Annotated in this window: 18 protein-coding genes; 8 read left to right on the forward strand and 10 right to left on the reverse strand. The window is 71.9% G+C overall.

Features of this window, described 5'->3' with window-relative positions; all coding sequences use genetic code 11:
* The first annotated feature begins 142 nt into the window (after window positions 1–142).
* Window positions 143–1,045 carry a transglutaminase family protein gene (locus AWX74_RS25680; RefSeq protein ID WP_091282090.1) on the forward strand — a complete coding sequence of 301 codons (903 nt, stop codon included), beginning with the start codon at window positions 143–145 and terminating at the stop codon, window positions 1,043–1,045.
* Between the two features lie 63 nt (window positions 1,046–1,108).
* Here the strand turns inward: AWX74_RS25680 and AWX74_RS25685 are convergent, their stop codons facing one another.
* The 6 genes from AWX74_RS25685 to AWX74_RS25710 all read right to left on the reverse strand — a co-directional run bounded on the left by AWX74_RS25685 (window position 1,109) and on the right by AWX74_RS25710 (window position 8,357).
* Window positions 1,109–1,651 carry a flavin reductase family protein gene (locus AWX74_RS25685; RefSeq protein WP_091282361.1) on the reverse strand — a complete coding sequence of 181 codons (543 nt, stop codon included), beginning with the start codon at window positions 1,649–1,651 and terminating at the stop codon, window positions 1,109–1,111.
* 360 nt (window positions 1,652–2,011) lie between these two features.
* On the reverse strand, window positions 2,012–2,686 hold the full coding sequence (locus tag AWX74_RS25690; protein WP_341271977.1) for a DUF6113 family protein: 675 nt from the start codon (window positions 2,684–2,686) through the stop codon (window positions 2,012–2,014).
* Between the two features lie 156 nt (window positions 2,687–2,842).
* Entirely contained in the window at window positions 2,843–3,952 is a 1,110-nt protein-coding gene (locus AWX74_RS25695) for a S1C family serine protease (RefSeq protein ID WP_091282094.1), read from the reverse strand.
* A gap of 719 nt (window positions 3,953–4,671) precedes the next feature.
* The gene (mshB, locus tag AWX74_RS25700) at window positions 4,672–5,589 is read right to left on the reverse strand and encodes an N-acetyl-1-D-myo-inositol-2-amino-2-deoxy-alpha-D-glucopyranoside deacetylase (protein WP_091282097.1); all 918 of its coding nucleotides are present in this window, start codon (window positions 5,587–5,589) and stop codon (window positions 4,672–4,674) included.
* A 189-nt stretch (window positions 5,590–5,778) separates the two neighbouring features.
* Window positions 5,779–7,620 (reverse strand): translational GTPase TypA, encoded by a 1,842-nt coding sequence (gene typA, locus AWX74_RS25705; RefSeq protein ID WP_091282100.1) that lies wholly within the window; start codon window positions 7,618–7,620, stop codon window positions 5,779–5,781.
* A 296-nt stretch (window positions 7,621–7,916) separates the two neighbouring features.
* A complete protein-coding gene (locus AWX74_RS25710; protein ID WP_054565197.1) occupies window positions 7,917–8,357 on the reverse strand; it encodes a (deoxy)nucleoside triphosphate pyrophosphohydrolase in 441 nt (146 codons plus the stop codon).
* A 297-nt stretch (window positions 8,358–8,654) separates the two neighbouring features.
* Here AWX74_RS25710 and AWX74_RS25715 point away from each other — a divergent pair, with 297 nt between their 5' ends.
* On the forward strand, window positions 8,655–8,954 hold the full coding sequence (locus AWX74_RS25715) for a 4a-hydroxytetrahydrobiopterin dehydratase (protein ID WP_054565198.1): 300 nt from the start codon (window positions 8,655–8,657) through the stop codon (window positions 8,952–8,954).
* Window positions 8,955–9,057: 103 nt separating this feature from the next.
* Here AWX74_RS25715 and AWX74_RS25720 read toward each other — a convergent pair whose 3' ends face one another.
* Window positions 9,058–9,399: a DUF952 domain-containing protein gene (locus AWX74_RS25720; protein WP_091282103.1), complete on the reverse strand. Its 342-nt coding sequence runs from the start codon at window positions 9,397–9,399 to the stop codon at window positions 9,058–9,060.
* Window positions 9,400–9,508: 109 nt separating this feature from the next.
* Between AWX74_RS25720 and AWX74_RS25725 the strand changes: the two genes are divergently transcribed.
* Both AWX74_RS25725 and AWX74_RS25730 read left to right on the forward strand, forming a co-directional pair.
* Window positions 9,509–10,690 (forward strand): heparan-alpha-glucosaminide N-acetyltransferase domain-containing protein, encoded by a 1,182-nt coding sequence (locus AWX74_RS25725; protein WP_091282105.1) that lies wholly within the window; start codon window positions 9,509–9,511, stop codon window positions 10,688–10,690.
* A gap of 245 nt (window positions 10,691–10,935) precedes the next feature.
* The gene (locus AWX74_RS25730) at window positions 10,936–11,202 is read left to right on the forward strand and encodes a hypothetical protein (protein ID WP_193209811.1); all 267 of its coding nucleotides are present in this window, start codon (window positions 10,936–10,938) and stop codon (window positions 11,200–11,202) included.
* 402 nt (window positions 11,203–11,604) lie between these two features.
* Here the strand turns inward: AWX74_RS25730 and ychF are convergent, their stop codons facing one another.
* Window positions 11,605–12,681, reverse strand: a complete 1,077-nt coding sequence (gene ychF, locus AWX74_RS25735; protein WP_054565202.1) for a redox-regulated ATPase YchF — start codon at window positions 12,679–12,681, stop codon at window positions 11,605–11,607.
* Window positions 12,682–13,162: 481 nt separating this feature from the next.
* Here ychF and AWX74_RS25740 point away from each other — a divergent pair, with 481 nt between their 5' ends.
* The 4 genes from AWX74_RS25740 to AWX74_RS25755 all read left to right on the forward strand — a co-directional run bounded on the left by AWX74_RS25740 (window position 13,163) and on the right by AWX74_RS25755 (window position 18,593).
* Entirely contained in the window at window positions 13,163–13,681 is a 519-nt protein-coding gene (locus AWX74_RS25740; RefSeq protein WP_091282109.1) for a DUF6542 domain-containing protein, read from the forward strand.
* Window positions 13,682–14,762: 1,081 nt separating this feature from the next.
* The gene (locus AWX74_RS25745) at window positions 14,763–15,728 is read left to right on the forward strand and encodes a polysaccharide deacetylase family protein (RefSeq protein WP_091282112.1); all 966 of its coding nucleotides are present in this window, start codon (window positions 14,763–14,765) and stop codon (window positions 15,726–15,728) included.
* The gene (locus AWX74_RS25750) at window positions 15,725–17,302 is read left to right on the forward strand and encodes a hypothetical protein (protein ID WP_091282114.1); all 1,578 of its coding nucleotides are present in this window, start codon (window positions 15,725–15,727) and stop codon (window positions 17,300–17,302) included. Before AWX74_RS25745 ends, AWX74_RS25750 begins: the two co-directional genes overlap by 4 nt.
* Before the next feature lie 10 nt (window positions 17,303–17,312).
* Window positions 17,313–18,593, forward strand: a complete 1,281-nt coding sequence (locus tag AWX74_RS25755; RefSeq protein WP_091282117.1) for a glycosyltransferase family 4 protein — start codon at window positions 17,313–17,315, stop codon at window positions 18,591–18,593.
* A 35-nt stretch (window positions 18,594–18,628) separates the two neighbouring features.
* On the opposite strand, the gene AWX74_RS25760 is transcribed toward AWX74_RS25755, so the two are convergent.
* Complete coding sequence (locus AWX74_RS25760; RefSeq protein ID WP_091282121.1) at window positions 18,629–19,447, reverse strand: sterol desaturase family protein; 819 nt, start codon at window positions 19,445–19,447, stop codon at window positions 18,629–18,631.
* Between the two features lie 9 nt (window positions 19,448–19,456).
* A complete protein-coding gene (gene glpX / locus AWX74_RS25765) occupies window positions 19,457–20,395 on the reverse strand; it encodes a class II fructose-bisphosphatase (protein WP_278184656.1) in 939 nt (312 codons plus the stop codon).
* Window positions 20,396–20,502: the final 107 nt, after the last annotated feature.

Genomic DNA, 20,502 nt, shown 5'->3' on the forward strand with positions numbered 1-20,502 from the left:
AGTCGACGGCCGGCGAGCGGTTGACGGGTCGGGGCGTACCGCCGCGGCCCGGGCGGGGGCAGACCGGGCGGGGCGACCCGCCCCCGGGGCGGCCCAGGCAGGATCGGGGCGGACGGCCTGATCCGAACGTGGAGGTCCAGCGGTGAGCGACCACAGCAGGCGGATGTTCGCCACGGTCGTCCGGCGCGAGCAGGTCGACCTCGCCCTCGCGTGCCATCTGATCGCGGCCGAGGCCGGCCCCGAGACCAACCCGGTCGAGACCTCCCGGGCGCTCGACGCCCTGGCCGCTGACACGGCCAGGGTGCTGGCGGCCCGCGGATCCACCGCCCGCGGCCACGGCCAGACCAACGCGGACGCCGGCTCCGAAACGGCGTCGGACGGGGGTGCCGGCACCCTCACCGGCCTGGACCTGCGGGTCGCCGCGGAGGCGCTGCGGGAGTCTCTCGGCGAGCGCGCCGGGTTCGCCGGCCGCGAGAGCGACTACGAGGACGTCCGCGCCTCGCTCCTGCCCGAGGTGCTGCGCCGGCGCCGCGGCCTGCCGATCCTGCTGTCCGTGGTGTGGATCGAGGTTGCCCGCCGGATCGGGATCCCCGCCTACGCCGTAGGCCTTCCCGGGCATGTGATCGTCGCTGTCGGCTCACCGAGGGAGCACGTACTCGTCGACCCGTACGCCGGCGGGGTGATCATGACTGTGCACGACGCGGCGGCCCGGGTGCGGGCGGCCGGAGTCGCCTTCACCCGCGCCCACCTCGCCCCGATGCCCCCGGCGGACCTGCTGGCCCGCGTGCTGGGCAACATCCGGGTGCTGGCCGCGCGGACCGACGTGCCGCGGACCAGGCTGTGGGCCGTCGAGCTGTCCCTGCTGCTGCCCCACCACCCGGCCGCGCTGCGCCGCGAACGGGGCGAGCTGCGGGTCCGGCTGGGCGACTTCCTCGGCGGGGCCAGGGATCTCACCAGCTTCGCCGACGCGGTGACCGTCGTCGAGCCGGCGGCCTCGGCCGCGGCACGCCAGGCCGCGATCGCCGCCCGCGCCAGGCTCAACTGAGGCCGCGCCTCCCACACGTCTGCGCCCCGCCACCGCACCTTCGCCCCGCCACCTCTGCGCCCGTCAGCCGGGCTCGGGGCCGTCGGTGGACAGGTAGGCACCTTCGTAGAACACGAGCGGCCGGGCATCGGGCCGCGGCCGGTCAAGCCCGATCACCTCACCGATCACCAGAGTGTGGTCGCCGGCGCGATGCGTCGCGGTGGTGGCGCACTCCAGCACCGCCAGCGCGCCGTCGAGGAGGGCGACCCCGGTGCGCGGCCCGAACGAGTGCGGCCAGCCGCCGAGCCGGTCATCACCGCGGCCGTCGGGCCGCGGTGGCCCTCCGGTCCGCGCGAAGTCGCGGGAGGCCTGGCTCATGTCGGCGGCCAGCACCGAGACGCCCCAGACGCCAGCCGCGATGACCGGGTCATGGAAGCGGGCATCGCGGCGGATGCTGACGAGGACGAGCAGCGGGTCCAACGAGACCGAGACGAACGAGTTCGCCGTCATCGCCAGATGTCGGCCGTCCAGGACCGTGGTGAGAACCGTGACGCCGGTGGCGAACCGCCCGACCACCCGGCGGAACTCCTGCGCGTCCGGCCGGTTCCGCAGGCCCGCGAGGATCACGGGGCCGACACCGGCGGCCGGACCGACACCGGCCGGACCAGGCTGCACCGGACCCGGCTGAACAGCGGCTCGCGGGACAGCCGCTGGCAGGGCGGGGGCCGACGAGGCAGACGCCGACGGGACAGGCTCGGGCGGGTGCTGGCGCGCTGGGCTTGCCACGGCGGCCACGCTACCGCCGCCGCGCCGGCCACACCGCGCCTTCCGGCCCCTGGGGTGACCATCAGCACTCGCACGCAACGCCACCTGATCAGCCGCGCTACGCCGCGGAACCACCACCAAGCCGGCGGTGACCACGCACAACGCGGCTCTCCGGGCTTCCCACCCGCCCGGATTCACCCTGGACAGCGCCGGATCGCTCCCCTAGCGGGACGGCACCCTCGGGCGCTCCATCACGGGCGGCAGGGCCGTGAGGCCGCGCCGGGCCCGCCCGAGAACGGCGACCACCACCGGTGCCAGCACGCCGATGGCGAGGAAGAGATAGCCGGTCGCCGTCGCCTTGAGCAGCAGGTCGCCCTCGGTTCGGGACGCGGCCAGGGCGAGCACGATCGGGGTCCAGCCGATGAGTGGGATCATCGCCCCGAGCCGGGTACCGGTCAGCCAGCGGACGAGCAACGGCACCCCGGTGTTGCCGATCACGGCCAGCAGCAGCCCGACCGAGATCAGGGTCCCCCCCGGCCGCGGCCCCGAAGCCACCAGGACGACACCGTAGAGGCCGAGCACGAACCCGGCGATGACGCCGAACACGTAGGAGCCCACGAGGAAGGCACGGCCGGGCTCCTCAGGCCGGGAGCTGGGCTCCACCGGTCGAGCGGCCGGCCTCCCGGCCCCGGCGGCGGGCTCCACGGCCCGCGCGGCAGGCTGCTTCGAGCCACCGCCAGGCTGCTTCGACGCACCGCCAGGCTGCTTCGACGCACCGGCGGGCAGCTTCGAGGCACCGGCGGGCTGCTTCGACCGAGCGGCAGGCTTCTTCGCGCGTGCGGCGCCCCGCGGACGAGCCCCACCGGCGGCGCTCGAGGTCGTCTTCGAGGCCTTCACGACCGGCTCACGGCCCGCTTCGTGGTCGTGGTCGTGACCGTGGCCTACTGTCGGACGGGGCATTCTCCGACAGTAGGCCATCGAGCGCACCAACCACGCGCCGGTCGCGGGCGGATGATCGGTCCTCCGAGCCCCACCCGCCAGCGCGTCGGGATCTCAGCGGATGGCGAGCTCGTCGGGAACCGCGACGACGTCCACGAGCGCGCCACGCCGCCAGACCGTCAGCTCGACGGGGTGTCCGATGGTGTCCTCGGTCAGCAGTCGTTGCAGATCACCCGGCCCGGCGACCGGCGTCCCGGCGACGGACAGGACCAGATCGTCGGCGAACAGCCCGGCGCGCCCGGCCGGGCTGCCTCGCACCACCTCGGCCAGCCGCAGCCCATGGCGCTGGCCCGTCCGATCCGCGAGGCCCGACGGCAACGGCACCCGTGCGCTCGCGACCCCGAGATAGGCCCGCCGCACCCGGCCGTCGCGGATGAGCGCGGCGAGGATGCGCCTCGTGGTCGCGTTGACCGGGACAGCGAGGCCGAGCCCGATGCCCGCGACAGCCGTGTTCACCCCGACGACCCGACCGTCGGCGGTGACGAGCGCGCCGCCGGAGTTTCCCGGATTCAGCGCCGCGTCGGTCTGGATCACCTCGTCGACGACCCGCACGGCCGAGCCGGAACGTGTCGGCAACGAACGGTTCAGCGCGCTGACCACACCGGCGGTCACGCTGCCGGTGAGTCCCAGCGGGTTGCCGACGGCCACCACCAGCTGGCCGACCCGCAGGGCCGCGGCGTCGCCGAGCGCGGCCGGCGCAGGTGTCGAACCCCGGGCCCGCAGCACCGCGAGATCGGACAGCGGGTCGGCGCCGACGAGGTCGAGATCCCGTTCGGTGCCGTCGGTGAACTCCGCCGTGCCGACCGGCACACCGCTGCGGGCACCTTCCACCACGTGCGCGGAGGTGAGCAGGAATCCGTCGGCGGTGAACACGATCGCGGAACCGGCTCCGGCGCCCCGCGAGGTCCGTACCCGCAGGCTGGCGACGCTCGGCGCGACCTGGGCCGCCACCCGGGTCACGACCCGGGAGTAGGCGTCGAGGGCGGCGTCTCCCAGGTCAGCGGGCCCTCCGGGGGCTCCGGAGCCCCCGGAGGCTCCGGAGGCCGCCGGGGCGTGCCTGCCCGGAGCCTGGCCGGCCGGAAGGTGGTCGTGCTGATCGCCGTGGATGTTGTCGTCCTGGATGTTGTCGTCCCGGACCCGTCGGGTGCCCCTGTTACGGAACATATTTTCCGCGCAGGGGCACGGTGGGATCGATCACGTCCGATGAGTCGAGGGGGGCGAACCACCCGTTTGGGCTCGGGCGGGCGGTGGCGCGGTGGGCCATCCGAACCTCCTAGCACTGATTACAGCGTTACACCTCTAACAGGAACGCTGCCGCGCGGGAGGCCATGCCACCACCGTGTCCGCCGTCGGCGTAAACGGCACCAAGGTGGCGAATCACCACAAAGGGAGGTCCTGGTTTCGGCGGCCGCGGAGCCTGTGCAAGGCGGCGCCAACCAAGGTCGGCAATCCGGCGGACGCGACTGAGACGCGGCGGATCCGGACCCACCAGCCTCGCCCCGGCGGAGCCGCGCCGATGGAACGCGAGCCCCACCCGCACGCCCACCCGTCGTGGATCCCGCACCCCCCGCGGCACGAGCAATCAATCTCAAGAGGGGCAAAAGGGGCACACATTCACCTGGCGACCCGCAAGAAGCAAGGATTTTGGTCGTTCCAACGACCAAAATCCTTCACTCTTGCGACTCGCCAAACCGGGCCATCGAGCGACCCGGCCTGGCTCTCGAGCCGGGCTCTCGGGGCACCGGCGGCCCGGCCACGTTCGTGCAGCGCGGACGTCCCCGCCCACCGGCCAACGATCTTGATCGGCGGCGACAGTCCGCGACAGGAGGCCAAGCCAAGCGCCAGGTCTCGAGCGCCAGGTCTCGAGCGCCGGGTCTCGAGCGTCAGAGAGACAGACCCGCGAAAAGGTCGGTCTCGCGCGCGCCGGGCTCGGCACCCACGCCCCGCTCGCCGCGGGTGAGAACGAAGTGCTCGACGGCCCAGGTCCGGTTGCCGATGCCGTCGGCGAGAGCGAAGAAGAAGCCGTCGACGGCCATCTGGGTCCGGTGCGCGCGCATCGCCGCGATTTTCGCCGGCAGGAAGTCCTCGGCCGCGATCTCGGTGGTGATCACCTCGTCCGGCACGGCCAGGGGGACGTCGTCCGCGGAGGCAGCCTCGGCGAACGGGCTGTTCTCGGGTGCGGTCTCCCGGAAATAGTCGATACTCGCCTGGATGAGGGACTTCGGCATCGCGGTCTCGTAAAGCTTGGAGATCTGCCACGACGGGCCGGCGCCGGGAGCGAACGCGGGGTCGGCGGCGGCCGTGAAGGCCCGGACGGACACGTCGTGCGCCCGGATGTGGTCGGGATGCCCGTAGGCCCCGTTCTCGTCATAGGTGACGAGAACCTGCGGCCGGACGTCCCGGACGATCCGCACCAGTGCCTCGGTCGCCTCGTCCAGGTCCGCCTGCCACAGGCACCGCGGGTCGTTGTTGGCGTCGGTGCCCATCATCCCGCTGTCCCGCCAGCGGCCGGCGCCACCGAGGAACCGATGATCGGTCACCCCGAGCTCGGCACAGGAACGCTCCAGCTCGCCGATGCGGTAGCCACCAAGCTGATCACCGAGGTCGGACCTCAGGTTGACCAGCTCGGGCACCAGCACCTCGCCGACCTCACCGAGCGTGCACGTGACGAGCGTCACCTGGGTGTCCGCGCGGGCCGCGTACGAGGCGATGGTCACACCGGTCGAGATGACCTCGTCGTCCGGGTGGGCGTGAACGAACAGCACTCGGCGCGGTGGAACGGTTTCGGTGGATTCCGGCACGGCACGACCCTACGCGCGCCATCACCGGCCGGGCGGCGACGCTACCGCCCCACTCAACCGGCACGAGACCGGCACAAGAACGACAGCGGTCGCGCCGGCCCAGCCCGCGCGACCGCTTCAACCAGCCCTGCCGTTTCAACCAGCCCTGCCGTTTCAGCCAGCCCAGCTGTTTCAGCCGGCCCAGCCGTTTCAGCCGGTGCGGCGGCGGGAACGCAGCTTCTCACGCTCCGACGCGGTCAGCGCCACCTTGCGCATCCGTACCGTCGCCGGCGTCACCTCGACGCACTCGTCCTCACGGCAGAACTCCAGCGCCTGCTCCAGCGAGAGCTGGCGGTGCGGGGTGAGCCGAACCAGCTCGTCACCGGTCGAGGACCGCATGTTGGTGAGCTTCTTCTCCTTCGTCGGGTTGACGTCCATGTCGTCGGCCCGGGAGTTCTCACCCACGATCATGCCCTCGTAGACCTCGGTCGTCGGGGAGACGAACATCGTCCCGCGGTCCTGCAGGTTGAACAGGGCGTACGCGGTGGCGACGCCGGAGCGGTCGGCCACCATCGAACCGGTCGGACGGGTCCGCAGCTCGCCGAACCACGGCTCGTACCGGTCGAAGACGTGGTGCAGCAGGCCGGTGCCACGGGTCTCGGTGAGGAACTCGGTACGGAAACCGATCAGACCACGGGCGGGCACCAGGTACTCCAGCCGGATCCAGCCGGTGCCGTGGTTCACCATCTGCTCCAGCCGGCCCTTGCGCAACGCCAGCAGCTGGGTCAGCACCCCGAGGTACTCCTCCGGGGAGTCGATGGTCAGCCTCTCGACGGGCTCGTGCACCTTCCCGTCGATCTCCTTGGTGACGACCTGCGGCTTGCCGACCGTGAGCTCGAACTCCTCCCGGCGCATCAGCTCGACGAGGATGGCGAGAGCCAGCTCGCCACGGCCCTGGACCTCCCAGGTGTCGGGGCGCTCGGTCGGCAGCACCCGGATCGAGACGTTGCCGATGAGCTCGGCGTCCAGCCGGTTCTTCAGCAGGCGCGCGGTCAGCTTCTTGCCCGACTTCCCGGCGAGCGGCGAGGTGTTCACGCCGATGGTCATGCTGATGGACGGCTCGTCCACAGTGATCACCGGGAGCGGGCGCGCGTCCTCCGCGTCGGCCAGCGTCTCACCGATCATGATGTCGGGGATACCGGCGACGGCGATGATGTCGCCAGGGCCGGCCTGCTCGGCCGGGACCCGCTCCAGCGCCTCGGTCATCAGCATCTCAGTGATCTTCACCCGCTGCTGGGTGCCGTCGACCCGGCACAGCGCGACGGTCTGGCCTCGGGTGATCGTGCCGTTGTGCACCCGGCACAGCGCGAGGCGGCCCAGGTAGGGCGAGGCGTCGAGGTTCGTCACCAGCGCCTGCAGCGGTGCGTCCTCGGAGTAGGACGGCGCCGGCATCGTCTCCAGCAACAGGTCGAACAGCGGCTTGAGGTCCGGCGAGTCCGGGCTCTGGCCGTTCTCCGGACGGGTGGTGGACGCCCGGCCGGCCTTCGCGTTGCAGTAGACGATCGGGAAGTCGATCTGGTCCTCGTCCGCGTCGAGATCGAGGAACAGCTCGTAGGTCTCGTCGACGACCTCGCCGATCCGCGCGTCCGACCGGTCGACCTTGTTGATCACCAGGACGACCGGCTTGCGGGCGGCGAGCGCCTTGCGCAGAACGAACCGCGTCTGCGGCAGCGGGCCCTCGCTCGCGTCGACCAGCAGCACCACCCCATCGACCATCGCCAGGCCCCGCTCGACCTCGCCACCGAAGTCGGCGTGGCCGGGAGTATCGATGATGTTGATGGTCACGTCACCAAAACGTACGGCAGTGTTCTTCGCGAGAATCGTGATTCCCTTCTCGCGTTCGAGATCCATGGAGTCCATGACCCGGTCGGTGACCTCGCCGCGCTCACCGAACGCGCCGGACTGCCGAAGCATCGCGTCCACAAGGGTCGTCTTGCCGTGGTCAACATGGGCAATGATCGCGACATTACGAAGATCGGCGCGTACGGACACGGTGATGAGCTCCGGGGAAAGTGGGGCTTCAGGGCTCGTTCCTGTAACCCCGAAACGGTTCGTCTGAGAAGGGTCGCGATCTGCAGGCGCGCCACCCCGGTGGGTGGCCCCGCCCGGGAGAACGACGTCCGCACCGCCGCGGCCCGACTCCATGGTACGGACTCACCTTCGCGCGCCGCGCGTGGCTGACCGGCTCCGGCCGCCCGAACTCCGCTCCGGCCGCCCACAAACCCGCCCCGGCCACCCATAAAACCCGCTCCGGCCGCCCGAAAGCTCACACCGGACCAGCCCAAACCTCACACCGGACCGGCCTGATTCCCGACGGCCTGCGCCGAGGCGCCGGTGAGCTCGCCGCGCAGCGCGTCGACGAGCGGACCGTCCGCGGGCAGCCAGGGGACGTCGTCGAGCTCCTGCGCGCCCAGCCACCGCAGGGCGTCGTGCGCGGTGGCGACCGGCGTTCCCTGAAGCACCCGGCCCAGCCACAGCCGCATCCGCCAGCCGGGAGCAGGCAGCGCGATCTCCCCGAACAGGCGGCCGACCTCGATCTCCACCGCGAGCTCCTCGCGGCATTCGCGGCGCAGTGCGGTGAGCTCGTCCTCCCCCGGCTCGACCTTGCCGCCCGGGAACTCCCACAGGCCCGCGAGCGCCGGCGGCGACACCCTGCGCGCGGCGAGGACCCGGCCGGCCTCGTCGACCAGCGCGACGGCGACGACCAGCCCCTTCAGATCCTGTCCCACGGCCGAACTCCCTCCATCGATGCACTGCGTCCAACCCACGCGGCCCGCGGCCCGCGCGCTCCAGGAGGTGGCGGTGCCGGGCCGCGGATGACACCATCCGCGCGAGGAGCGTCGCACTCGGTGTTCCCGCCGCCCCGGGGCCCTCCGGCGAGCACGAGCGGAACCACCGCCGAAGATCACCACTGAAGGCCACCGCGAAGGCCACCAACCGCCCGCACCGTCCATCACCCCATCCCGCCCGCTCCACCCCCATCAACCACCGACATCACCGCGCCACGGATCGCCGAGGAGTCACGGATGCCCGTCCGGCTGGACAACAGCGCTGTCACCACGTCCCTGGAAGCCCTGCCCGGCTGGATCGGCGACGCCGACCGGATCCGGCTGGAGATCCTCGTCGACGGCGACGAGGCGACCGCCATCGTCGACGAGGTGATGCGCGAGGCGGACGCGATGGACCATCACCCCGTCGTGGAGCACGGCCCCGGAAGCACCATCTTCACCGTCTGGACCCACTCGGCCGGCGGCGTGACCGAGCTGGATGTGGAGCTGGCCCGGCGGATCTCGTCGATCCTGCGTTCCGCCGGCGTCTCCTTCTGACGACCAGCGCCACCAGCTGACACACGCGCCACCAGGCGGCAGGCGCCGTCCGGCCGGCACCAGAAGTTCCGCGCCTGAAGCTCGGCGCCTGAAGACTGGCGGGTCAGAAGGTCGGCATCGCCGTGAAGGAGCCGTCCGGCGCGCACGGGAGCGGAACGACGACCCGGACCGCTGCCGCGTCGATGGGCCCGTACAGGTGCGGGAAGAGCGCACCGCCGCGGTCCGCGGGCCCGGCGGCCGGCTCCCAGCGCAGCGGGGCGGTCAGGCCCTGCGGGTCCACGACGACGAGCAGCATGTCGGTGCGACCCCGGTAGTAGAGGTTCGCCGTCTCCAGCACCAGCTCCGGCGCGGAAAAATGGACGAAGCCCTCGTCCCCCAGGCTCGCCGGCCGGTAACCGTCCGCTCCAGCCGCCCACTCGGACCGGCTCACCAAATGGCAGATCATCCGCACGAACTCCGTCCCGTCCGGTCCTACCCGCTGCTGTGCTGCCCACCGCCACACCGAGGTCCGGCGATCCGGTGCGCGAACTCCGGAGCCTGCGACCCTGGACGGTATGGACGAATCGAGACCTCCCGCGTCCAGTCGCATCATCGGGGTGGACCTGGCCCGCGGCGTGGCGCTGATCGGCATGGTGGCAACCCATGTGTACCCCGCGTTCACCGACACCGCCACGGACCATCCGGCGATCTCACCCGCGTTCACCATCGCGGCGGGGCGGGCCGCCGCGGCGTTCGCGGTGCTCGCCGGGGTGGCGCTGGTCCTGTCCACCCGTCGGCGCAGCGCCGCGCAGGCCCAGCTCTCGGTGTTCCTCCGCGCGCTGGGCATCGGCGTCATCGGCCTGGCCCTCGCCTACGCGGACTCGGGCATCGCGGTCATCCTGGTCTACTACGCGCTTCTGTTCGCCCTGGCCCTGCCGCTGCTGCGCGCGGACGTCCCCGTGCTGGTGACGGTGGCCATCCTGGCGATGGTCGCGGTACCGGTGATCAGCCACACCGTGCGGGACGACCTGCCGGTGTCCGATCTGCCCTCGCCGACGTTCGCCGATCTGAGCCGGCCCGGCCCACTGCTGGCGAAGCTGACGCTCACCGGGGTCTACCCGGCACTGGCCTGGTTGGGCTACCTGTGTGCGGGGATGGCGGTGGCCCAAGCCGATCTGCGATCTCGCGTGGTCGCCGTGCGCCTGTTCGCCGGCGGACTCCTGCTGGCCGTCGTGGCCAGCGGGACGTCCTGGCTGCTGCTGGGGCCGCTCGGCGGCGGCGAGCACCTCGAGGACCCGGCGACCGTCCCCGGTGTGGGCAACCTGCCCCAGGGCTGGTTCATCGACTCCGGCCTGTACGGCACCACGCCGACCGACTCCGCCTGGTGGCTGGCCGTCGACACCCCCCACTCGACGACGCCGCTGGACCTGGCCCACACCACCGGAACGGCGCTGGCGCTGCTCGGACTGGCCCTGCTGGTGGCGCACATCCCGCTGACCCGCCCGGTCACGGCCGTCGGCGCGATGACGCTCACCTTCTACACACTGCACGTCGTCGTGATGTCCACGCACGCCCTGCCCACGGACCCGACCTGGTCGTACGTGCTCCAGATCCTGGTCGCGCTCACCGCCGCCACCGCCTGGCAGCTGACCGGGCGACGCGGGCCGGCCGAGGCCGCCGTCTCGGTGCTGCCCCGGGCCGCCCGCCTGCTGAGGAGCCCAAGAGGTTCCAGTGTCAGCCTGGGTCAGCGAACCTGAGAACGGCCCCCCGCAACGCGGACGAAATGCGCGTGGCGCGAATACAGCAACAGGCACCGCCAAATGTCTCCGTCTTCCCTGGAAGGCAACGGCCGGGTGGGTCCGGTGCCTGAGCAAGGCCGAAGAGCTGGTCCGATCGGGTGCCGGAGGAGAAACCCCGGACCCATACTGACCAGGTGGAGTCCTATGGGTGGGTAACCCCAGCGCTGTTCGGAATCGTGGTGCTCATCCTTGTCGGACGCGCCATGGGAGACCGCCCGCTACACGGTAAGCACGGAAAGATCTCCGCCGCCGCCCTCGCAATCCTGTTCACCGGCGTGGCGCTCAACGCTCTCTCCGGGGCTCTGGAAGCGGAGCACGGCACCGCGGCACTGACGCTGACCCTGCTGGGCCTTGCCTGCTTCGTGACGGCGGTCGTGGTGTGGGTGTGGCAGGGCTGGCGGGAAGGCCCTACCACCCGGACCACCCGGCGCATCTCCGGGCGCTGGCGACACCGGGCATCTGCGGAATAACGTCAGCGGGTCGGCATCGCCCACCCCGACCACCGGTCGCGGTGGGCGGGGTGGGCGGGGTGGTCAACAGTAGTGGCCGGTGGCGAGAGCCACCGAGGCGGTCGCAGATCGGCGCCGATCCAGATCGCTGGTCGGTGGGCGAGGAGGTTCGCACTCCTACGAACGCGGCCGGGCCTTCGAGAGCCCGGTATCCCGGCGGCGCGGTGGCGCGGTTTGGCAAGTCGCAGGAGTGAACGATTTTGGTCGTCCCGACGACCGAAATCCTTCTTTCTTGCGGGTTGCCAGGCGACCCTGCACTCCCCTTTTTTCAGGGTCTTGCTCAGGAGCAGTGGCAGCGCACCGGTTCGTTCAGGCCGAGGTCGACCCAGGTGTCGGGCGAGGCCGGGGTTGGCGTTGAACCGGTCAGACGTTGAAGCGGAAGTCGACGATGTCGCCGTCGGCCATCACGTAGTCCTTGCCCTCCATCCGGACCCTGCCGGCGGCGCGGGCCGCGGCCATGGAGCCGGCGGACATGAGGTCGTCATAGGACACGATCTCGGCCTTGATGAAACCGCGCTGGAAGTCGCTGTGGATCGCGCCGGCGGCCTCCGGAGCCGTGTCACCGGCCTTGATGGTCCAGGCCCGTGACTCCTTCGGCCCGGCCGTGAGGAAGGTCTGCAGCCCGAGAGTGTGGAAGCCGATCCGGGCGAGCTGCGCCAGCCCGCTCTCCTCCTGCCCAAGCGACGCCAGCAGCTCGGTGGCGTCCTCCTCGGGCAGCTCGATCAGCTCGGCCTCGACCTTCGCGCAGAGGATCACCGCGTCGGCCGGGGCCACCAGGTCGGCGAGCTCCTTGTGCCGGCCCGGGTCGGCCAGGACGTCCTCGTCGACGTTGAAGACGTAGAGGAACGGCTTCGCCGTCAGCAGGAACAGCTCGCGCAGCTCGGCCCGGTCGATCGACGGCTCGCTCGACAGCGGGCGGCCCGCGTCGAGGACCTCCTGGGCCGCCTTCATCGCCGCCAGCAGTGGCTGCTTCGAGCGATCCAGGCGGACTTCCTTCTCCAGCTTCGGCAGCCGGGCGCCGATCGTCTGCAGGTCGGCCAGCACCAGCTCGGTGTTGATCGTCTCGATGTCGGACGCCGGGTCGACGTTCCCCTCGACATGGACCACATCCGGATCCGAGAAGACCCGGACGACCTGGCAGACCGCGTCCGACTCGCGGATGTTGGCCAGAAAGCGGTTCCCCAGCCCCTGCCCCTCCGACGCGCCCCTGACCAGGCCGGCGATGTCGACGAAGCTCACCGTGGCGGGGACGACCCGTGCGCTGGAGAACATCTCGCCCAGCTTCGCGAGCCGCGAGTCCGGGACGCCGACGACACCCACATTGGGCTCGATCGTCGCGAACGGGTAGTTGGCCGCCAGGACCTCGTTACGGGTCAGGGCGTTGAACAGCGTGGACTTGCCCACGTTGGGCAGCCCGACGATGCCGATCGACAGACCCATGGGCAAGGAGTCTACGGGTGATCGGGGGGCCCGGGCTCCGCAGGGCGTGCCGGTGCCGGACCGGGGGCTGGCGCACACCCGGCCACCGGCACCATCGGATCATCAGCACCAGGAGGATCCCCGCACTGTCCGCAGCCTGACAGTCATCGCTCGGTCACCTCCGCCGCAGGGCCCCCGCCCGCTCGGGACAACCGCCCCGCCGGCCCGGAAACCACCGCACTCCAGGCGAACCAAGGGCCGTGACCACGGCGGACGCGTCCGCTCGACCCGGAATCGACCACGCACCGGGGCGGCGGCGCGCCACACATATTGGTAGCGCATCGTGCATAAAGGTATGCCCAAAGTGCGGCGACCAAGACGCGCTGGCTAGTCTGACTATCGCCCTGACGCAGCCGCAAACTTGGGGCGGTACGTTGCCCTGGTGAGTACGCCGCCCCACCGGCAGCCCGCCGGACCGCCCGGCAGGTCCGGGCGCGGCCGCGTGCCGGATGACGGCTACCCGTACAACCAACGTGAACGGGTCGGATCACCACCTCCGGCCACGGTTGTCACCGGGACCCGCCGAGGTCTGTCCGCGTTCGGCGCGGCATTGCTCGTCATCGTCGTGGGCGCTGTCGGCGCGATCGTCGACTCGCTGCTCTTCGACAATCTTCGGTTCGTCTTCGGTGTCCTCTTCGTGGCCGCCTGCGTCCTGGCCGTGGTGCGAGTCCACGTCGACGACCTGATCGGCGTCGTCATCATGCCGCCACTCGCCTACGCGGTGATCACGATCATCGTCGGCTATGTCAACCCGGCCGCAGAAGGCGGGAGCAGCGGGCTGAAGGACCGGGCGATCAACGTCGGGTACGAGATGATCCTGCACGCTCCGGTCCTGCTCGCGGCAGTCATCCTTGTCGCCGTCCTCGCGGCCCTCCGCGGGCGGCGGGTGCAGGTGGCCCGGCGCGAGCGGCAGCGTTCCCTGGCCCAGTCCGCGGCGGCCCGCCGGCGCCGGCCTATCTGACACCGCCCACGGCCCGCCAGGCCGTGATCCGATCACATCCGCCGACCTGATCCGGTCCGCGCTGGACGGATGAACGACGGGCGCTCGCCACGAGGTTCCGCGACACGGAGCCCTGCCGCACGAGTGCTCTGACCGCACGACGCTCCGACCACACGAGGCTCTGCCGCATCCGGCCACGAGACTCCGCCGCATCCGGCGTGGCCGCCGGTCGTGCCGCGGCCGCGTTACGGGGCACGGAAGGTCCAGGCGTGCAGGCGGCGACCCACGACACACACCAAGGCGCCAGAAGACGCATTCATCCACATTGTTCACGGGTTAGCACTCATGGGCTTTCCTCAGGCCAGCAAGGGCACCCACCACCAATAGGCACCCGAGGGTCATCAGCGCAACAGCGGAACCGGCGGACCCGTGGGGTACTGTTACCCCGTGGCCACCTACACGCCGAATTTCCGGGATCGCGTTCCGCGCTCCTGGTGGCGGCAGTGTCGGTGCGGCCATCTGGACGATTCGCACCGGCATTACCGTCCGGGGAGTGACTGCGGCAAATGCGTATGCCCGCGGTTCACGCGCCTGCAGCGCCGTGCCGCCCGGGCGGTCGCACCACCGCCCTAGGGCGCCGGCGGTGTGCTGTGGGCAGCGGCGCGGCGTCCGCATCCTCCTGTCACACCGCCGGCCGCCACGCCGAGCTCTGACCACGTCGAGGTGGAGATGCCGGCCCCCGGCCCACTCGTGGGCTTGGCGGCCGCACATCACACGCGGGCGTCGGGACGGCGAGGTCTTCAGCCGGCCACGCCCGCAAGCTCAAATCGAATCCCCAAGAACTAGATGATTGAACCTTTTTCAATGCCGACAGGCGAGTGCTTCACCTTGCCCACAAGCAACAAAGAACCACCCATCAGCAGAGCCACGCCGATGACCATTCATTTTCAGCTCACCTCTTGACACAGATCTCCCTACCGTAACGGCGCCGCTACTCGCGGCAATAGCCCATGCTAGATTCCGCTGGACGCCGACCGGTTACTTTCCGCGATATGGCCGACCCGTGAAGGCGGTCGGCCCGGGGACCGCTGGAGGGGCGATAGTGTCTTCCTCGCAATCCGTCACGACGATCAAGCACAAAGAATTCAAGGAAGACCCGGAGAGAACCGAGACGGCGCGTTCCGCGCCGACGAACACCCGGGCACGCGGACGAGGAGGCCCGCCCAACCGTCCGCGCCCGGTCCCGATCCTGCGCTACGACGTTGCCGCCGATCCGGCCGGGCACGCCCCGCGCAGATCGACCGTCACACCGGCGGTCTTCGCCCGCCACCGCCGCATGATCCAGCGAGCCCGTCGCCACTTCATGACCGTCACCGAGTACTGCTCGGCGCTCCGGTCGGCCGACGCTCCGCCCGACGCGATCGTCGTGACCTTCGACGGGGATCGGGCCGAGACGTTCGTGGCAGCCCGCGAGCTGGCCGAGCGGGGGCACGCGGCCACCGTCTTCGTGACCACGTCCCGGCTGGGGGCACCCGGCATGCTCAGCGAGGCCGACATCCGCCGTCTGCATGAGCTGGGTGTCGAGATCGGTGCGAGCGGTCACAGCGGGCGGCGCCTCGACGGCATGCACCGCTCGGACGTGACCGCGGAGATCACGTTGTCCCGGCGGAGGCTGGCCGCGATCACCGGCGAGGAACCGCGGTCCTTCGCCTATCCGCGCGGTGGGTGGGATCCCCCGGCTCGCCAGCTGGTCATCGCCGCCGGCTACAGCGCTGCCTGCGCTGTGGGCGAGGCGCTGTCCCATCCGGGCGACGATCCGTTCGCGCTCACCCGCCTGACCGTCGGCGGTGGGCTCACCGACCACCGGGTTCGTGCCTGGCTCGACGGCATCGGCCGCACGCTGCCTCGCACGTTCCTGTCCGGGTCGAGGCTGCGGCTCGTCCAGCCCGGGCTCGGGGTCCGCGTGCCGACCCGCGTCAGTGGCGTGTACCACCCCCTGTTCGCGCCACGCGCTCCCCGGGCAACGCAGGTTCCACCGGTTGACCGGCCCGGGCACCCGCAGCGGTGACGACGCCGGCGGTCGGGCCGCGCGGGTTCCGGAGCACCCGGCGGGCCCGCGGTGCTGAGCTGGTCGGGAGCACCGACTGGGCCTGGCCGGCCGCGTGGACCGGAAGCAGCGACTGGCCGGACCTGGCGGACAACCCGTCACGGTCCGGTCCCGGGCCGCTGGCCAGGCGAGGCGGCGTTCCACGGCGGCCTGATCGACCCCGACGGCTCAGGTGGCTCAGCGCGCCACACCGGGTCGCGGGGGTCGCGCGGGCAGTCGCAGCCAGCCGCCGCCTGGGTACTGCCGCCCAGCTGGCGGGCCTGCTGCTGGCCGGGGTCTTCTGGGGCTTCGCCGCCCACCGCATGCCGGCATCAGTGCTCGCCGCCGATGCCACCGTCGCCCTGTGCCTGTGGGCCATCGTCCAGGTGGCACGGGCGGCCGTGGGCGACACCGGCCCGAGCGGTCAGCTGCGGGCGGGCGGGCTCGCCATGCTGATGGCCGTCGCGCTCACCGAGGGCGGCGGCTGGTTGATCCCGGACCTCGACTTCCTCCGGACGAAGCCCGGCTTCCTCATCCTCGTGCCGCTGGCCGCGGCCAGCGGGGCGTTGTGGCCCGGTCACCTGGGCGGGCAGCGGTCCAGCAGGCCTCCCGATCCGGGCCGCCCTGCACTGATGGAGCCCGGGCTGCTCATGGGACCTGGCGGGATCGGCGCGGTCGCGGTCGGGCTCATCCGGACCGGCACACTCGTCGCGCTCGTCGCGACCGCGGTCGGCCAGGTACATCTGGCACTGCTCGCGTGGCTGGCACCGGTAGCGCTGGCCGCCGGTCCGCGGTGTGGATGGCTGCTCTGGCACGCGACCACCGGGCCAGCGGCAGCCCCGGGACCATGCCCCGCCCCACGCGGCGCGGGCCTGGTCCCGGTCCCGAGCGGGCACCCGCGGATTCCCAGGCAACGGCTTCCCGAGCGACAGGCCACCAGGCACCAGGTCCGCGGGCACCAGGTCCGCAGGCAGGGGATCCGCAGGCGAGAGGCCGTCGGGCGACGGTTCACCGGCGGCCAGCCGGCGGCAGGAACGACCGCAACGGGGCGGGTGCTGTGGCCCGCGGTGGCGACCGGACTGACCGCCATCCTGTTGAGCCAGCAGGCGGACGCGGCCTGCGCCTCCTTCGCACTGGCCGCCTTCGCCGTCGCCGCGGCGACCGGGCCGGTCGGCGACCGCGGGCCGGCTGCCCTGCCGGCTGTGGCTGTCGCCCTGGTCGCCGCACCGGCGCTCTGGGCCTCGTTCGGCCCCGGCTATCCGGCCGAGGGCACCGCCACCCTGCGGCTGCTCCTGCTCGCCCTTGCGATCGACGCGCTGCCCGCGGTTCGGGCCACCGCCACCCGGCCGGTGATCCACCGGGCGGGCGCGATGACCGGCCTGATCGCGCTGGTCGCTCTGCTCCCGCTGGCGTCCCCGGGCCACGAAGCCGAGGGATACGCCTTGGCGCTCCTGGTCGGGCGCACAGTTGCCGCGCTGTCGGCTGTCGGCTGGGCCTACCTGGTCGACAGCCATCCCGTTGGTCACCAAGGAGACACGGCGAACTACCTGCCGTAGCTTCGTAAGTGTGGACAAGCAGCCGGTCACGCGGGTCCTCGTCATCGAGCAGGGGGCGGGGCTCTGGGAATCCCAGCGTTTCGTCCTGCGGATGGCGCCGTTGCTGGAGCGGCGCGGCGTCGAGCAGATCCTGGCCACTCCGCCCGGCAGCCCGGCCGCGGCCGCCTGGCAGGCCGCGGGTCGGGAACACGCCACGCTTCCGGGGCCATTGAGCCGAACTCTGCGCCATCCGGACCGACCCCGCGACCGCGCTCTGACCGCTCGGGAGACCGGGCGGACCATGGCCACCGCTGCCCGCGCCGCACAGCTCGCGCGACGCCTCGACGTCGACGTCCTGCAGGCCAACAGCCACTGGTCCCACCTGGCCGCGGTCCTGGCCGCGGCCGCGTGCCGACGACCGGCTCTTCTCGTCCTCCATGAGGAGAACGACCCGGATCTGGTCGGTCGGCTACGCGGGGCGGTGGTGCGCGCCGCCGCCGGGTCCGTGGCGGTCAGCGATGCGGTCGCGTCCTCCCTGCCACCCTGGGCGGCCGGGAGGACTGTGGTCGTCCGCAGCGGTGTCGACACCGACGGGCTTCGCCCCGGTCCGGTGGACCCCGCGGTGCGGGCGAGCCTGTCCACCGACCCGACGGCGCCGCTGGTCCTGGTCGTGTCCCGGCTCGACCAGTGCTCGGGAATCGACGCGGTGATCCGCGCCGTGGCCGCGCTCCCCCAGCACCTGGCGTCGACCCGGCTGGCTGTCGCGGGCGCGCCCAGCACGGATCCGAGTTCACCGACCTCGCCTCGGCGGCTGGGTGCTGAGCTGCTCGACGGCCGTGTGGTCTTTCTGGGGCCTCGCAACGACGTCGGCGACCTGCTGCGGGCCAGTGACGTCCTGGTTCTCACGTCCAGCCTCGAAGGGCTTCCGCGCTGTGTGCTGGAGGCGCAGGCCTGCGGACGGCCCGTGGTCTGCTTCCCGTCAACGGGAGTGCCGGAGATCGTGACCGACCAGGCCACCGGGCTGATCGCCCGCCCGAACGACATCGCCGATCTCAGCGACAAGATCGCCCAGGTGCTCGACAACGGCACGCTCGCCGACCTGCTACGAGCCCGGGCCCGAGCCAACGTCGTCGCCCAGCACACCCTCGCCGCCCAGGCCGACTCGCTGGCCGGGATTCTCGTGGGCCTCACCAGCCAGGCCGGTTTCCGGCATCGACGCCGGCGCGGCCACAGCCGCGCCACAGCGGCACGACGTCAAAACCGCCACCAGCCCGCGGCGGGACTGCAGTGGCAGCAGTCAGGCAATTCGTGATCCGCGGGTGAGGACGATCCGGTCGAGGTGCCAGGTCAGGCCGGCCGGGCGAGGCTATGCGGAGGCACCGGGGCGGGCCGCGGTGCCCGGCGTGCGGCGCCGCGGCTGATGGCACCGGTCGCCGTCGGCGAGACGGGAACCTCGTCGCGCCCCGGTGCCGTCCCCAGGACCAGGTCGGCGACCGGGCTCGTCACGCCGAGCCAGTACCCCTCGTTGCGGTAGTGGTGCAGGCGATGCCCGCGCCACACCCGCCGGTAGTAGCGGCTCGACGGCCGGATCGAGGTGTGGATCAGGAAATGCGTCCAGTCGTAGGCCAACGCGCCGAGGCCCAGGCAGACCGCCACCGTCCCGGCGGTCGGCGGGGCCAGCGCCGCGACCGCCACCGCCGCTGCCGCGCCGGCCGTCACCTCCCGCGGGCGCAGGAACATCGTGTCCAGGTTGGTGGGGTCGCGGTGATGCTGCTCGTGACCGTAGCCGGCCAACTGGTAGCCGATCGAACCCAGCGCCCCGCCCGGCTGGGCGTGCAGCAGGCACCGATGAACCGCCCACTCGACGAACGGCTGCGCGCCCAGGCAGGCCGCCGCGGTGACGGCATCGCGCCGGCGCAGCGGGCCGCGCACGTACCTGACCGCGGCGACGGCGCCGACGGCACCCAGCAGCACCGGTGGGCGTGGATGCGCCAGGAACCGCCGCAGCGCCTCGGGCAACGTCGTCACGTCGGCCGCGCTCCCGTGCGGACCGGGACGGTCGAGACGGGTCACCGCGCGGCGAACCGCGGCGGCGCCGGGTAGGCCGGGTAGCCGCCGGCCCGACGCCGCGGGCGGGACGAACCGGGCGAGTGCCAGCTCAGCCATGGCGACTCATCAGAACGGAACGGTCGAGTAGGCCTGCAGCTTGGTCAGCTGGTGCTGGCTGTCGACCCGCCGGATGGTGCCGGAGCGGGACCGCATGACCAGCGACGAGGTGCTCGCGCCACCCGGACGGTAGCGCACACCCGCGAGCAGCTCGCCGTCGGTGATGCCGGTCGCCACGAAGAAGACGTTCTCGCTGCTGACCAGGTCACGGGTGTGCAGAACCCGGCCCGGGTCGTGGCCGGCGGCGACGACCTTCGCCCGTTCGGCGTCGTCCCGCGGCCACAGGCGGCCCTGGATCACGCCTCCGATGCACGTCACCGCGCAGGCCGCGATGATCCCCTCCGGGGTGCCGCCGATCCCCAGCAGCAGGTCGACACCGGTGTCCTCGGTGGCGGCCATGACCGCGCCGGCCACGTCACCATCCGAGATGAGCTTCACCCGGGCGCCCGCTGCCCGGATCTTGTCCACGAGCTCGGTGTGCCGCGGGCGGTCGAGCACCACGACCGTCACATCGCGCGGCAGGATGCCCTTCGCCTTCGCGACCGCGCGGATGTTGTCCTCCACCGGGGCATCGATGTCGACGACGCTGGCCGCCTCCGGCCCGGTGACGAGCTTCTCCATGTAGAAGCAGGCGCTGGCGTCGTACATCGAGCCGCGCTCGCTGACCGCCATCACCGAAACCGCGTTGTTCATGCCCTTGGAGGTCAGGGTCGTGCCGTCCACCGGGTCGACGGCGACGTCACACTCCGGCCCTTCGCCGGAGCCGACCTCCTCGCCGTTGTACAGCATGGGGGCCTCGTCCTTCTCCCCCTCGCCGATCACGACGACGCCGCGCATCGACACCGTCCCGACGAGCCGGCGCATGGCGTCGACAGCGGCCTGGTCGGCGCCGTTCTTGTCACCGCGCCCGACCCAGCGGGCAGCGGCCAGCGCGGCGGCCTCGGTCACCCGGACCAGCTCCAGTGCCAGGTTTCGGTCTGGCGCCTGGCCTTCGACGGCGAGGGATACAGGTACGGAAGCGGTCTCGGCAGCCACGTGATGGAGCGTAGTTCGCC

Source organism: Parafrankia irregularis (assembly GCF_001536285.1).
GTDB classification, from domain to species: domain Bacteria; phylum Actinomycetota; class Actinomycetes; order Frankiales; family Frankiaceae; genus Parafrankia; species Parafrankia irregularis.

Excerpts from the sequence above, each read along its gene's own strand:
- AWX74_RS25725 (WP_091282105.1), top strand. The coding sequence starts at position 9,509 with ATGGACGAATCGAGACCTCCCGCGTCCAGTCGCATCATCGGGGTGGAC.
- AWX74_RS25715 (WP_054565198.1), top strand. The coding sequence starts at position 8,655 with ATGCCCGTCCGGCTGGACAACAGCGCTGTCACCACGTCCCTGGAAGCC.
- AWX74_RS25720 (WP_091282103.1), bottom strand. The coding sequence starts at position 9,399 with ATGATCTGCCATTTGGTGAGCCGGTCCGAGTGGGCGGCTGGAGCGGAC.
- AWX74_RS25695 (WP_091282094.1), bottom strand. The coding sequence starts at position 3,952 with ATGTTCCGTAACAGGGGCACCCGACGGGTCCGGGACGACAACATCCAG.
- AWX74_RS25730 (WP_193209811.1), top strand. The coding sequence starts at position 10,936 with ATGGGAGACCGCCCGCTACACGGTAAGCACGGAAAGATCTCCGCCGCC.
- ychF (WP_054565202.1), bottom strand. The coding sequence starts at position 12,681 with ATGGGTCTGTCGATCGGCATCGTCGGGCTGCCCAACGTGGGCAAGTCC.
- AWX74_RS25760 (WP_091282121.1), bottom strand. The coding sequence starts at position 19,447 with ATGGCTGAGCTGGCACTCGCCCGGTTCGTCCCGCCCGCGGCGTCGGGC.